At 61.6% G+C, this 13,650-nt stretch carries 15 protein-coding genes; 9 read left to right on the top strand and 6 right to left on the bottom strand.

The annotated features are described in order from the left end of the window. The 9 genes from R3217_08950 to R3217_08910 all read left to right on the top strand — a co-directional run. The coding region (locus R3217_08950; protein MDX1455568.1) for a heme ABC transporter permease at positions 1–252 on the top strand (252 nt) is incomplete at its 5' end. 2 nt (positions 253–254) lie between these two features. After that, positions 255–461: a heme exporter protein CcmD gene (ccmD, locus tag R3217_08945; protein ID MDX1455567.1), complete on the top strand. Its 207-nt coding sequence runs from the start codon at positions 255–257 to the stop codon at positions 459–461. Continuing rightward, positions 458–967, top strand: coding sequence for a cytochrome c maturation protein CcmE (ccmE, locus tag R3217_08940; protein ID MDX1455566.1), 510 nt, complete (start codon positions 458–460; stop codon positions 965–967). The genes ccmD and ccmE overlap by 4 nt, the downstream gene beginning before the upstream one ends. 8 nt (positions 968–975) lie before the next feature. Continuing rightward, a complete protein-coding gene (locus tag R3217_08935) occupies positions 976–2,907 on the top strand; it encodes a heme lyase CcmF/NrfE family subunit (protein MDX1455565.1) in 1,932 nt (643 codons plus the stop codon). Further along, complete coding sequence (locus R3217_08930) at positions 2,904–3,461, top strand: DsbE family thiol:disulfide interchange protein (GenBank protein ID MDX1455564.1); 558 nt, start codon at positions 2,904–2,906, stop codon at positions 3,459–3,461. The genes R3217_08935 and R3217_08930 overlap by 4 nt, the downstream gene beginning before the upstream one ends. Further along, positions 3,458–3,874: a cytochrome c-type biogenesis protein gene (locus R3217_08925; GenBank protein ID MDX1455563.1), complete on the top strand. Its 417-nt coding sequence runs from the start codon at positions 3,458–3,460 to the stop codon at positions 3,872–3,874. The genes R3217_08930 and R3217_08925 overlap by 4 nt, the downstream gene beginning before the upstream one ends. Beyond that, entirely contained in the window at positions 3,874–4,899 is a 1,026-nt protein-coding gene (locus R3217_08920) for a hypothetical protein (protein ID MDX1455562.1), read from the top strand. The genes R3217_08925 and R3217_08920 overlap by 1 nt, the downstream gene beginning before the upstream one ends. Before the next feature lie 6 nt (positions 4,900–4,905). Next, entirely contained in the window at positions 4,906–5,823 is a 918-nt protein-coding gene (locus R3217_08915) for a DUF6279 family lipoprotein (GenBank protein MDX1455561.1), read from the top strand. After that, positions 5,820–6,728: a MaoC/PaaZ C-terminal domain-containing protein gene (locus R3217_08910; GenBank protein MDX1455560.1), complete on the top strand. Its 909-nt coding sequence runs from the start codon at positions 5,820–5,822 to the stop codon at positions 6,726–6,728. Before R3217_08915 ends, R3217_08910 begins: the two co-directional genes overlap by 4 nt. A 75-nt stretch (positions 6,729–6,803) precedes the next feature. Here R3217_08910 and R3217_08905 read toward each other — a convergent pair whose 3' ends face one another. The 6 genes from R3217_08905 to R3217_08880 all read right to left on the bottom strand — a co-directional run bounded on the left by R3217_08905 (position 6,804) and on the right by R3217_08880 (position 13,504). Next, positions 6,804–8,504, bottom strand: a complete 1,701-nt coding sequence (locus R3217_08905) for a Zn-dependent hydrolase (protein MDX1455559.1) — start codon at positions 8,502–8,504, stop codon at positions 6,804–6,806. A gap of 34 nt (positions 8,505–8,538) precedes the next feature. Beyond that, positions 8,539–8,949 (bottom strand): PilZ domain-containing protein, encoded by a 411-nt coding sequence (locus tag R3217_08900; protein ID MDX1455558.1) that lies wholly within the window; start codon positions 8,947–8,949, stop codon positions 8,539–8,541. Between the two features lie 163 nt (positions 8,950–9,112). Next, positions 9,113–10,654: an amidohydrolase family protein gene (locus R3217_08895; GenBank protein MDX1455557.1), complete on the bottom strand. Its 1,542-nt coding sequence runs from the start codon at positions 10,652–10,654 to the stop codon at positions 9,113–9,115. 91 nt (positions 10,655–10,745) lie between these two features. After that, positions 10,746–11,126: a PilZ domain-containing protein gene (locus R3217_08890; GenBank protein MDX1455556.1), complete on the bottom strand. Its 381-nt coding sequence runs from the start codon at positions 11,124–11,126 to the stop codon at positions 10,746–10,748. Positions 11,127–11,248: 122 nt separating this feature from the next. Then, entirely contained in the window at positions 11,249–11,752 is a 504-nt protein-coding gene (locus R3217_08885) for a hypothetical protein (protein ID MDX1455555.1), read from the bottom strand. A 33-nt stretch (positions 11,753–11,785) separates the two neighbouring features. Next, on the bottom strand, positions 11,786–13,504 hold the full coding sequence (locus R3217_08880) for an NAD-dependent malic enzyme (protein ID MDX1455554.1): 1,719 nt from the start codon (positions 13,502–13,504) through the stop codon (positions 11,786–11,788). Between the last annotated feature and the right edge of the window lie 146 nt (positions 13,505–13,650).

Below are 13,650 nucleotides of genomic sequence, written 5' to 3'. Positions count from 1 at the left end.
GCGGCCATCCTGGCCATCGTCGGCGTGGTCAATGTCCCGATCATTCATTACTCGGTGGAGTGGTGGAACACCCTGCACCAGGGTGCGACGGTGACCAAGCTGGACAAGCCATCGATCACCTGGGACATGCTCTGGCCGATGCTGGTCATGGCACTGGCCTTCAAACTGTTTTTCATCACTGTCGCGCTGGTTCGTGCGCGTACCGAAACGCTGCGTCGCGAAGCGCGCGCCAGCTGGACGAGAGAATTGTGAGCATGGAAAGAGGCTGGATGGATTTCCTGGCAATGAGCGGCTATGCACAATACGTGTGGTCCGCATTCGGCATCACGCTGTTTGCCTTGCTGCTGCTGTGGCTGCTGACTCGCGCCAGTCATCGTCGCACGCTGGCCGACATCCAGCGTCGCAACCAGGTCGAACGCCTGGCTGGTACGTCGTCTCCGAATGGGAGGAATGAAGCATGACCCGTCGTCAACAACGCATGGCCCTGGTTGCCGCAGTGGTACTCGGCGTCGCCGTCGCCGTCGGCCTCGGCCTGCGCGCCTTCGAAGAGAACCTGCTGTACTTCTACAGCACCTCGCAAGTGCTGAAAGGCGAGGCGCCGGCCGAACGCAAATTCCGCGTTGGCGGACTGGTGGTGGATGGCAGCGTGGAGCGCGAAGAGGGTTCGCTGACGGTGCGCTTCCAGCTGACCGATACGGCGACGAAGCTGCCGGTCACCTACACCGGCATACTGCCGGACCTGTTCCGCGAAGGGCAGGGCATTGTCACGCACGGCAAGCTGGTGGACGGCGTGTTCATTGCCGACGAAGTACTGGCCAAGCACGACGAGAACTACATGCCACCTGAAGTCGAGGATTCCATCAAGAGCGCCCACGAAGAAGGTGTCGCGCGTGCCAAGGCCGAGGGTCGCTATCCCGCCGGTGATGAGGACGAGCAGGAAGCCGACCAGGGCAAGGAGCCGAACTGATGGGCGACATGATTCCCGAGCTGGGGCACTTTGCCCTGGTGCTTGGCCTTGCACTGGCATTGCTGCAGGCCGGCTGTTCGCTGGTCGGCGCACAGCGCAATGACGCCATCATGGTAGCTCTCGGTCGGCGTACCGCCGTGCTGCAATTTGCGGTGGTGCTGCTGGCCTTTGTCGCACTGACGATTGCCTTTCTCGAGAACGATTTCTCGCTGTTGTATGTGGCGCAGAACTCCAACAGCGAACTGCCGACGCTTTATCGCTTCGCTGCCGTGTGGGGCGCGCATGAAGGTTCGCTGCTGCTGTGGATCCTGATCCTGGCCGGCTGGACCTACGCTGTCGTACTGGGCTCGACGCGCTGGGAAGAGCGCTTCAGCGGCAATGTCATCGGCATGCTCGGCCTGGTCAGCATCGGTTTCATGCTGTTCACGCTGCTGACGTCGAATCCCTTTGAACGCCTCCCGTTTCCGCCGGCCGATGGTCGAGACCTGAATCCGATCCTGCAGGATCCGGCGCTGGCCATTCACCCGCCCATGCTCTATCTCGGTTACGTCGGCTTTGCCGTGCCGTTCGCATTCGCGCTGGCTGCCTTGTTGCAGAAGGACAACAGCGTGCTGTGGGCACGACGCGCACGCCCCTGGACCGCGGCGGCATGGTTGTCGCTGACCCTCGGCATCACCCTTGGCAGCTGGTGGGCCTACTACGAGCTTGGCTGGGGTGGCTGGTGGTTCTGGGATCCCGTCGAGAATGCATCGTTCATGCCATGGCTGGTCGGCACGGCCTTGCTGCATTCGCTGGCCGTCACCGAGCAGCGCAAGGCCTTTGTCAGCTGGACAGTGCTGCTGGCCATTGCGACATTCTCGCTGAGCCTGCTCGGCACCTTCCTGGTGCGCTCGGGCGTACTGGTGTCGGTGCATGCCTTTGCCTCCGACCCCTTGCGTGGCGTGTTCATCCTGGCCTTCCTGCTGGCGGTCGTCGGCAGTGCGCTGGCGCTATATGCCTGGAAGGCACCGCAATTGCCGAAGGGCACCGGCTTCAAACCCTGGTCACGCGAGTCCTTCCTGCTGCTGAACAACCTGCTGCTGACCGTTGCCGCCGCGGCTGTGCTGCTTGGCACGCTGTATCCCTTGTTCCTGGATTCGCTGAACCTCGGCAAGATTTCCGTCGGGCCTCCGTATTTCAACGCCATATTCGTGCCATTGATGGTGCCCTTGCTGGCAGCCGTGGCGATCGGACCCCTGGTGAACTGGAAAAAGGACAAGGCAAACGAAAACCTTCGACAGCTGCGCTGGCCGGCAGTGATCAGCGTCGTGTTGCTGGTCTTCGGCATTACCGTTGCCTGGGGCGTCGCCGGGGTGATGGTCACGCTGGGTCTGTGGCTGGCGTTCTGGGTGCTGGCCAGTGCCTTTGTCGACGTGCTGCGACGTCGCCGCGCCGGTGTCAGCGTGCCGCTGCGGAGCTGGGGCATGTCGCTCGGTCACCTCGGCCTCGGCGCCACGGCGCTGGGCATCGCAGCGGTATCGGGCTACGGCCTGGAGCGCGATGTCGTGCTGGCGGAGGGCGAACCCGTGCCGCTTGGACAGTACGAATTCATGCTGCATGACCAGGGCGAAATCGAAGGCCCGAACTACACAGCCATCGGCGCCGACATCCTCGTAACCCGCGAGGGCAGCAATGTCGCCGACCTGCATTCGCAAAAACGTGTCTACCGCGTGCAGCGCAACGCCATGACCGAGGCGGGCATCGATCCCGGCCTGTGGCGTGATGTGTATGTGGCGCTGGGCGAACCCTTGAGCGAAACCAGCTGGAGCGGACGTATCCAGGTCAAACCGATGGTGCGCTGGATATGGCTGGGCGGCCTGCTGATGGCTCTCGGTGGCCTGCTGGCGGCGCTTGACCCCCGCTACCGGGAACGCAGCCGTGACAAGGCGGGGCAGGCATGAATTTCCGCTTTGTCCTGCCATTGGTGATCGTCGGCCTGCTGGGCATTGTCTTCTGGCGTGGCTTGTTCCTGAACCCGACCGAGGTGCCATCTCCCTTGATCGGCAAGCCGGTGCCGACATTCGACCTGCCGGGCCTGTATGACGAGAGCGAAGGCCTGAGCAGTGCCGATTTCGAGGGCGAAGTCAGCCTGCTGAACGTCTTCGGCAGCTGGTGCCCGGGCTGCCACGAGGAACACCCCTTGCTGATGCGCTTCGCCGCCACGCATGACATTCCGTTGCATGGATTGAACTGGAAGGATGACCGCCAGGCAGCGATCACCTGGCTGAATCGCAGTGGCAACCCCTATACGCGCATCGGTTACGACCTGCCCGGCAATGTCGGTATCGACTGGGGCGTGTATGGCGCACCGGAAACCTTCGTGGTCGATGCCAGGGGCATCATTCGCTACAAGCATATCGGCCCGCTGACCACCGCGGTGATCGAGCAGCACCTGCTGCCGACGATCGAGGAACTGCGAGCCGAAGCGCGCGCACTGCCAGGAGGTGCACGATGAACAGACTGACAGTACTGGTGTTTGGCCTGTTGGTCGCGCTTGCAGCAACAGCCGCACCCGAGCCGGAGTTCGCCAGCGAGAGCGATGCCGAACGCTACCGCGAACTGACCAACGAGCTGCGCTGCCTGGTCTGCCAGAACCAGACGATAGCCGACTCCAATGCACCGCTGGCCGTGGATCTCCGCGAGCAGGTAGCAGGCTTCGTCAAGGAAGGGCAGAGCAACGAGCAGATCATCACGTACCTGACCGACCGCTATGGCGATTTCGTGCTCTACCGACCTCCGGTCAGGTCTTCGACGGTCCTGCTGTGGGCGGGACCTTTCCTGTTGCTCGGCATCGCGCTGCTGGTGATGTGGCGCATCCTCAAGCAACGCAGCCACATGGCCCTGGACGACGACGAGGAATCGAACTGATGCTGTTCTGGATCGCTGCTGGATTACTGCTGGCCGCCTGCGCCTTGCTCGTTTCCCTGCCGCTGTTGAGACAGGGACGAACCAGCCAGGGCATCTTGCTCGGCATTGCGCTGGCCGGCATCAGCCTTGGGCTATACAGCCACCTTGGCAGCCCCAACCTGGAAGTCACCCGGGCGGACAGCGCCGCTAACGGCCAGCCCGACATCGGCAAGATGATCGTCCAGCTCGAGAAACGACTGCAGGATTCGCCGGACGATCTTGACGGCTGGCTGATGCTTGCGCGCAGTTATGTCGTCATGGGTGATTACGCTCGCGCTGCCGAGAGTTTCCAGCAGGCACTGAAGCTGGCCGGTGGCCCGGATGACAATATCGAGATTGCCGCGGCCTACGCCGAAGCGCAGGCATTGAATGATCCAGCGTCACTGGATGGCGAGACGGGTGCGCTGTTTGAACGCATCCTGCGAATGGACCCGGGGAATCCCCGTGGCCTCTGGTATGGCGGTCTCGCGGCGCAGTCCCGTGGCAATGGCGAACTCGCCGTGGAGCGATGGAAGTTGCTGCTGGCTGTTCCCGACCTGCCGGACAGCTTCCGGGCCGTCGTCGAAAACCGACTGCGAAGCCTGGACCCGGACGCTGCGCCGCCGCCGGAAGCTCTCGTTGACGTCAGGGTGACAGGGGATGCCTTGCCGGCAGACATGCCAGCCGATGCGAAGTTGTTCGTCTTCATTCGTGATCCATCGACGGCCGGCCCGCCTCTGGCGGCACAACGGGTTGACGATCTCGCCTTGCCGGTGACAGTCTCATTGAGTGCTGCGGATTTCATCGGTGTCAACGAACTTCCCGATGGCACGCTCGAGGTCGGGGCACTGCTGAGTACCAGCGGGGATGCTTCGCGGCCGGACTGGCGAGGCGCCAGCAGCTGGAGCCCCGACACTGACGGACTCGTCACCATCGACCTGACCGCGATCGAATCCGCAGCGGAAGAGTCCGACGCTCGTCCCGACAAAGACGAAGGCATCGAATAACACGACATGAACGGCATGACACCAAGCAGCAAACCCGGTCTGCGCACGCAATGGCGTGCGCTGCTGCTTGCATGCGTCCTGGCCCTTTCGGCTTGCGGCGCCGTCGAACTTGCCTACAGCATGGCGCCACGGCTGGCCGTCGAATTTGCCGACGAATATTTCTACCTGAACACACGCCAGGAATCGGAAGCGCTGGCGCTGTTCAAGGCGCGCAAGGCCGAGCACGAGGTGCGCGAATTGCCGCTGTACTACGCCTTTGCCGAGCGCGTCGAACAACGCTTCCTGGCAGGCCTGACACCAGAGTCGCTGGATGCCAGTATCGACGAAGGCGAACAGCTGCTACGGCAAGGCGTGCGCGATACCATGCCGGCAATTGCCGAGATCATGGCAGGCCTGGACGAGGACCAGCGTGCCTACTTCGTCGGCAAGCTCGAAGAAAAGGAGCAGGAGTACCGCGAGCGCATTGCCGAGGAGCGCAGCGACAAGGAACGTGAAGAAAACGAATTCGAGGACATGGAAGAGTGGATCGGCGAGCTCAACGAGGAACAGAAGCGCCTCATCAGATCACATGTCGCCAGGATGCATGACAATCGTCCGCTCTGGCTGGCATGGCGGGTAGCGCGCAATGACGGCCTGGGCCAGCTGTTGCTGGACAACGCCGGGCAGCAGGAAATCGAGTCGTTCCTGAAGCGCTCCTGGGTCGATCGTGTCGATCTCCCTGCCGAGCTTGCCGAGCGCTCCACGCACAATCGCCAGCAAAGCATAGAAATGATCCTGGCATTGCAGGAAACCTTGACCGACAAGCAACGTGACAAGGTTCTGAAACGGATTCGTGAAGCCCGCGAGCTCGTACTCGCGCTGATGCCTGCGGAAGTCGAGCGGGAGCTGCTTGCGGTAGCCGTCCGGAAAGGTGACTCGCAATGAGCAAGCCACCCATCAAGGGCAGCCAGCTCGGCGGGGAAGTGATCGAGCCGATTCGCCTGAAACCGCTCTGGCAGATCTACCTGTCGATGTTCCTAGGACTGAAAAAGGAATCCACGGATCTCGCGGCTCCCTTGCCGGATGTCGTCTACATCCAGCGTGGCCGACGAGTCTCCCAGGATGACATGCTGGCTTACCAGCAGGTTTGCGGTGCCAGCCCTCCGGACCTGGTGCCACCGATTTATCCGCACATCATGGCAACGCACCTGCAGTTGCAACTGATGGACTCCGAGCATTTCCCGTTTTCGCTGGCCGGCCTCGTGCACATGGGTCAATCCATCGAGTGGCATGCCGACATGCCGATCAATGGCAGCTACGACGTGGTCTGCAAGATAGAGGGACCGCGCGAAACCGATCGAGGCTGGGAATTCACCTTGCTCACCGACGTGCTGAAGGCCACCGAGCGGGTCTGGCACGAGAAGATCGATTTCCTGAAACCCGATCCGAAGAAGCGTGCCCGGCCACGGCGCCACAGCCGATCGGGCGATGCCGTGCATTTCGTTCCGCTGTTGCACCTCCAGTTCGAAGAAGACATGGGGCGACGCTATGCGCGCGTCTCCGGAGACTGGAATCCCATTCACCTGAGCCGCTTCCTGGCCAAGCGCTTCGGATTCAAGCGACCCATAGCGCATGGCATGTTCTCGCTGGCTCGCTGCCTGTCGATCCTGCAGGCGAGGGGAGTCGAACTGAATGGCATGAAGCTGGAAGGCAGCTTCCGCGCACCGGTCATGCTTCCGGCTTACACCAACTTCAGCCTGGGCGACCGCGAACCCGACAGGAATTTTGCCCTTACCGATGCGCGCAAAGGCCGCATCCTGGTGGAGGGGCACCTTTCGGAACTGAACTAGGCAGCGAAATGTCGTGCCGCTAGAAAAAAGGCCTGCCGCAATGGCAGGCCTTCCTGGTTCCGGTGAACCGGAATGTCAAAGTTCGAGTTCGGCCACGCCTTGCTCGAAAACGATGTCCACCGGGATGTCGTTGTCGGACAGCCGGTCCAGCGCCGCCTTCAGGGAAGCGCCAACCTGGCCTTGCTCGGACATCAACTTGTCGACACCTTCGTAGTCGCCATTGCCCTGCAGGGTAAGGATCAGGCGTGACAGGTCTTCCACGGCCTGCTGCATGTTGTCGAAGTCCACGGCGTAGGTGCCGTTCTGTTCGTCAAGAACAAATGCACCGGCTTCGCGGAAGAAGTTGAATCGCACCATGTTGGCCTGGCCATGAGCGCTGGATGCCCCGAAACGGGTGGAGCGGAAGATGCCGGCGAGGAACGTGGTGTAGTAGTCCATCATCTCGGTATCCGGAAGCTCGCCGCGCTTGTGCAACTCGGTGATCATGTAGAGGCCGAGGATGTCGGCCTTGCCTTCTTCCATCGGGCTGGCATGTTCCTTGAGCGCTTCACGCACCGTAACGGAACCGTCGATGGTGTTCTTGATGCCGAGGCCATGCGCCACTTCATGGAACATGGTGTTGGCAAAGAATGCATCGAAGGTAATGTGCTTGCGCTGCTCAGGTGTGATCAGCACGTCGGCAATCGGCACCAGGATGCGATCGAACTTGGCGCGCATGGCATTCTTGAGCTGCAGGCGACGCGTACCTTTCTCCAGCTGAACCTGCTCGTCATTCGGCAGGTTGATGGCGATGGTCTTGGAACCGGCATTGCTGTGGCCGGCATAGAAAACGACGTCATAGGCATTCAGGTCGGCATCCGAGCCCGGCATTTCCTGCTTGTACTCTTCGGCAACCGGCAGGCCTTCCTGCAGCTCGGGCAGGAACGCCGCGTAGCGTGCCAGGCGCTCGCTCCATTCCAGGTCCTTCAGCAGCACATAGGATTCATAGGCAGCTCGATACCCGAAGAGGCGATCCTCGTAGGTTTCGATCGGCCCGATTACCAGCTCGATGGCATTGTCCTTCATGTCCATCCAGGCCATGTCGCTGGGCTGGTAGTCGTCGGTCATGAACGCATCGGCGCGCATGCGCAGGTACTCGGCAAACTGCGGATCGTCAGCGAGCTCGGCAGCTTCGCGAAGCAGGTTCGCCGCAGCGCGCAGTTCGTCGGTGAATGCCTCGTGGTAGGGCTCCAGGTACAACGCCCCTTCGGCATCACGGCGCACGAAGGAATACAGGCCGCGCTTGCCTTCCTGTTCCCAGGCCTCGAATTCCTCCTTGCTCATGTCGGCAGGATAGAACTGTGCGCCCTCGGGCTTTGCACCGACTTCGTTGATGAAGCTGCGTTCGCCATTGAGGCGGTCCCAGGGGCCATAGTTGATTTCCGCGAAGCGCTGCACGCGCTCGTTGTCGATGCCGCTGAGCAAGGCGCGCTTGTCACCCCAGGCCTGGCGCCAGAACAGCTCGTCCATGATCTCCGATGCCTCGATCAGCAGCGGAATCATCTGTTTCTGGTTGGCAGACAACGTCGAGGTGTCGGCCGTCAGCGTGACAGACGCATAAATGTCGAGACGGTCTTCAAGGTAGTCCATGTCGCCACTGTAGGGCGCATCCGCGGCCATGTTCGAGGTTCCTGCCTTGCTGGCATCCGACGAAGTGTCGGATTCGGACGCGTTGTCGCACGCGCTCAGCAGGCCAAGGAACAGAACCATGGCCAGCATACGATTCAAGACTTGCATTGATGACTCTCCAGGTGATTTGAAGCGAAATGATTCAGGAAGGGCGGGCACCCAGTTCTACCAGGGTCTCGATGTAATGCCGCAGTTCGTCATAACTGGCGCCGGCGAAGTTTTCGTAGTTGAGGTGCACGAAATACTCCGATTGCGAGAACCGCCGGATGTGCACGACCTTGCAGTCGACCTCGATCTCCCCGACAGAGTCGGCGGGCAGGGCAAAGCAGGCCCTCACGCGCGGCGCCTCGTCCGGCGTGGTCTTGTCGAATTTCGGGGCAATGGAACGCAGGGCGGTGCGGTCGCAGCGGATCATCATGCCGGCAAGCGAAACATCCGTGATGTCGCCATGTGCAATGGTGTCGTCATCGCCGCGAAACTCGACAGGCGTTCGCAGCTCGAATCGCTGGTTGACCCGCCTTTCCTGTTCCCGTTTCCTGCTGCTCGTTTCCACTGCAAGTATTTCCGATATCGGCTTGGGTCTTGAAAACAGCCTTATCATGGCATCCCTCCTCGAGAGCCCGGCAGCTGCACGAAATTTACCGTACTGCTTGCTGCGTCGACCTTCAATATGACGAAAGCCGCTGGGCACTCAAAACCATGCTCAAAATACTGTTTTATAGGCCTGGCTGACGCAATTCCGTGATCCCGGCCTCTTTTTTGGCATTTGCCACCATTGTCCGGACCTCGGCCAGCAACGCCGGGGCGTCGTAGATGATGCCATCCTTGATGGTCCAGCGAACGCCGCCGGCCCGCACGATATTGCCCTCGTCATCCAGCTGGATGGCACCGGTGCCGTACAGCAGCTTGAAATTGCCGAGGGGGTTGCCGGGAACGACGACAAAATCGGCTTTCTTGCCGGGCTCGATCGAACCCACCTGGCCAGCCATGCCGATGGCCTCGGCGCCGTGCAGGGTCGCGGCCCGCACCACTTCCAGCGGGTGGAAGCCGGCTTCCTGCAACAATTCCAGTTCCTGGATGTAACCGAATCCGTAGATCTTGTAGATATAGCCGGAGTCCGAGCCAACCGTGACGCGGCCCCCATGGTTCTTGTAGTCATTCACGAAGTCCATCCAGCGACGGAAATTGGCCTTCCAGGCAATTTCGTCGGCCGTGGACCAGTCGAACCAGTAGGAACCATGCGAATCAGCGCTGGGACGGAAAAACTCCCAGAGCGAGGGCAGGGTGTACTCGTCATGCCATTCGGCTCGCCGCTGCGCCATCAGGTCCCGATTGGCTTCGTAGATCGTGAACGTGGGGTCGAGGGTGAAATCGAGCGCTATCAGGCGATCGCGAACCGTTTCCCAGCGCTCGCTGCCCGGCGCGGCCGCCTGCTGCCAGAGGCGACCGGCCTCGGCAAAGCGGTGGTATTCATTCATGTAGTTGTAGTCAGCCGGGTAGTCCTGAACCGTCCGATCCGTGAACAGCGCTTCGGGCAGCCCGTACCAGTGCTCCATGGTGGTCAAGCCCCATTCCGCCGTATCCATGACATCGGCACGGGTCACGCCGAGCTGGGCATGGTGCATGGCGGAGCGCAATCCCTGCTTGCGGATCTCATCCAGCGTTGCCTGCAGCACCTCGGGCCGGGCGCCGAACAGCTTCACGCCATCAGCGCCAGCCTTTGCCTGGCGACGCACCCAGGCACGGGCTTGCTCCGGGGTGGTGATCGGTGCGGATTCACCACTGCCAAAGAAAACGTAAGCCTTGATGCGCGGCGCGGTGATGCGATTGGCCGCGCTCCGGCGCTTGTGCTCCAGCACGAAATCCAGGCCGTTGCCGCTACCAGGGTCACGGATGGTCGTGATGCCATGACCCATCCAGAGCTTCATTACGTAATCCGCGGGGGTTCCCTGGTCGACACCACCGATATGGCCATGCATATCGACGAATCCAGGAAGGACGTACATACCGCTGACATCCAGCAGGCGGGTGCGCGAATCTATCTCGTACTGGCCACCGATGGACACGATCCTGTCGTTTTCAACCAGGATATCGACCGGCCCGTAAGCCGGGGCACCGGTGCCGTCGACCACGATGCCGCCCTTCAGCACGAGACGATCGAAAGGCCCCTCGCCATGCTGGCGTTCGGACGCCGGCTCGATACTGGCCGCGCTGGCAAGCATGGGCAGGGACAGCAACAGGAACAGCAGTGATTTCATCCGTCGGGCTCCAGGTCCGGCTCAGGGGCAGAGCGGGCGCGCGTGCAGGCACACATGTCAGCCAGGAAAGCTTCCTGACCGGGCATAGCGATCAGTCGTCGGGCAGGGACTCGTCTATGAACGATTCCAGGGCATGGTAGCCATCACCCAGGAAATTGGTGAACTTGACGCCGATTCGCTGATCGTCCGGTCCGGACTTGCGCAAGGAAACGAGCAAGGCATTGGCCCGGATCTTGGCGCGCGTGCCGTCCTGCAGGCGCAGGCGCAGGCGAATTTCCACGCTCTTCGGCGCATCGGCATCAGGGGGGCCTTCCGGCAGCAGGCGCGAAGCCGTCGGCTCGTCGCAGAGCAACTGCATGCCGGTCAGCGAAAGGTCCAGGGCAAGGGTCGGGAAGACGCCGCCATCCGTGTCGACCACCTCGACCGAGTGTTCTGTTTCCACCCGGGGAAAGTCCCGCCGCTCTTCACTCATCGATCTGCCCCCTGAGGCTTGTGGTTCTTATTGAGTTGCCGTGCACCGCGGTTATCCTGACACAGGCTCGAAACCGAGTCGAGCCGCGGCATTGAAGGCTTCGAGCCGTTCAATCGACCGCGTCATTCGTCATCATTCTGCGGCGGCAGGTAGGCATCGATGTACTTGGTGGAAAGTTCGACACACAGGTTTTCATAGGCCCTGACCGCGTCTTCTTCGTCGCGGTATATCTTGGCGGTCCGACCCACACCAGGGCGCGCCGGCAATTCCAGGATCCACAGGACGGCATCGCCACCCAGCAGCACGCCGAGCAGGGCAACGAAAATTCCGCGAATTTCCACCCGCATGACCGTATCCATGACCGGTTCCAGCGGCAGGCGCTGGTCGGGCGGCAGGGCGGACGGCGCGAGGCGGTCAGTGTCGGGTGATTTGCCCGCATCACGGAACTCGGCAATCTGTTGTTTGGCGGAATCGATCGAAGGGTAGCCGGTACGAGCCAGGGGGTAACCATTGGGGGCGATGGCAAAGGCCCGCTCGCTGCTGTCCAGGCTGATGACAATGACGCGGTATCCCCCGCTCAGCGAGAGTGTTCCTTCGTAAAACAACCGCTTGTCATACTTAGTCATTTCAATAACTTACCGAACGTTTTTAACGTTAAATCACTTAAGCGGAAGTGCATTCAGCCGGGGATAGTCCGGCTGCCACATCATGGCATCGATGCGGGCTTTCAATTCCGCCTCGCTGGACTCCTCGGCCAGCCCGGAGGCAACGGCCTCGCGCGCGACCGCCAGCGCGATCCTGGCCGAAACCTCTCGCAACTGGCCAAGCGAAGGAAACAGCCGACCGGCATCCAGCATGTCCTCGGGAGTTTGCTGCGCCAGCGACTCGGCCGCGGCCGTGAACAGGCCGTCGGTGATCTCCCGCGCCTGGCTGGCCAGCGCACCGAGACCGACGCCAGGGAAGATATAGACGTTGTTGCCTTGCGAGATGTCGTGAACACGTCCATTCAGTTCAACCGGCTCGAAGGGGCTGCCGGTTGCCAGCAGGGCCCGGCCGTCGGTCCAGCGCAGCACATCCTCCGGGATTGCCTCGGAATAGCTGGTCGGATTGGAAAAGGGGAAGATCACCGGGCGCGCGCAGTGCGCGGCCATGGTGCGAATGATCTGTTCGTCGAAAATGCCCGCCTGACCGGACGTCCCGATCAGCACCGTCGGCTTGAACTGTTCGACAACGCTGCCGAAGCTCCGCGCCTGCCGGTCACCCAGGCCGTGTTTCGCCGCCAGCGCTTCCGACCAGGCGAATTCCTGCTTGTGGGCGTCATCGATGCTGCCGTCGTCGACCAGCAAGCCGCGCGAATCGAGAACAGCGATCGCTTCCGCCAGGGAATCGTCGGCCAGGCCGTCACGCTGCATCGCGTCGCGCAGCTGGCGTGCAATGCCCACACCGGCTGCGCCTGCACCCAGAATCAGGACGCGATGCCTGGCCAGCGGGGTGGAGGTAATGCGACAGGCCGCCAGCACGCCCGCGAGGGCGACCGCAGCAGTCCCCTGGATATCGTCATTGAACGAGAGAATCCGTTGTCGATAGCGGTCCAGCAGCCGGAAAGCATTGGCCTTCTTGAAGTCTTCCCACTGCAACAGGATGCCCGGGAAGATGTCGCGCACAGCGGTGACGAACTCTTCCAGCAGCGCGTCATAGGCCTCGCCACGCAGGCGCGGATGGGGCCAGCCGATGTACAAGGGGTCATCGAGCAATTCCTGGTTGTCGGTGCCAACGTCAAGGCAGACGGGCAGGGTATGCGAAGGGTGAATGCCTGCGCCGACGGTGTAGAGCGCGAGCTTGCCGATCGGTATGCCCATGCCGCCTGCGCCAAGATCGCCCAGGCCCAGGATGCGCTCCGCATCGGTAACGACGATCAGCTGGACTTCCTTGTAGGGCGAGTTCCGCAACACGTCTGCGATGCGACCCTTGTCCTCCGGCGTGATCCACAGGCCGCGTCCACGCCGGAAAATATGCGAGTACTGCTTGCAGGCTTCACCCACCGTCGGGGTGTAGACGATGGGCAGGAATTCCTCGAGGTTCTTTTCCAGCAGGCGGTAGAACAGGGTTTCATTGCGGTCCTGCAGCGCCGCGAGGCCGATGTACTGCTCCAGCGGTTCGCTCTTGCGGGAAATGTGCTCGTAGGCGCGCGCTTCCTGATCTGCCGTGCTGGCAATATGCTGCGGCAGCAGACCGCGCAGACCGAAGACATCCCGTTCCTCGTCAGTGAACGCCGTGCCCTTGTTCAGAAGGGGATGGGCCAGCAGTTCGCGGCCGCGCAATTTCACATCAACGGTCGGACGACCGTCATCATCACGATAGAATCGAAACGTTTCCATGGAGTGCAGTCATCTCCGGCTCTGGCTCCGATGGGAGCATTCTGACATGTAAACGCTGGTTGTACCGCCATGCCTACCGAAAAGAAAAGCCGGGCAGGAGCCCGGCTTTCCTGCGAATGGTCCTGGCACCCGTCAGCGGGTCAGGG

This window comes from Gammaproteobacteria bacterium (assembly GCA_033720895.1).
GTDB lineage: Bacteria > Pseudomonadota > Gammaproteobacteria > Natronospirales > JAJUFS01 > JAWWBS01.
The sequence above is the reverse complement of the archived record's forward strand: the minus strand, read 5'-3'. Positions and strand labels throughout refer to the sequence as shown.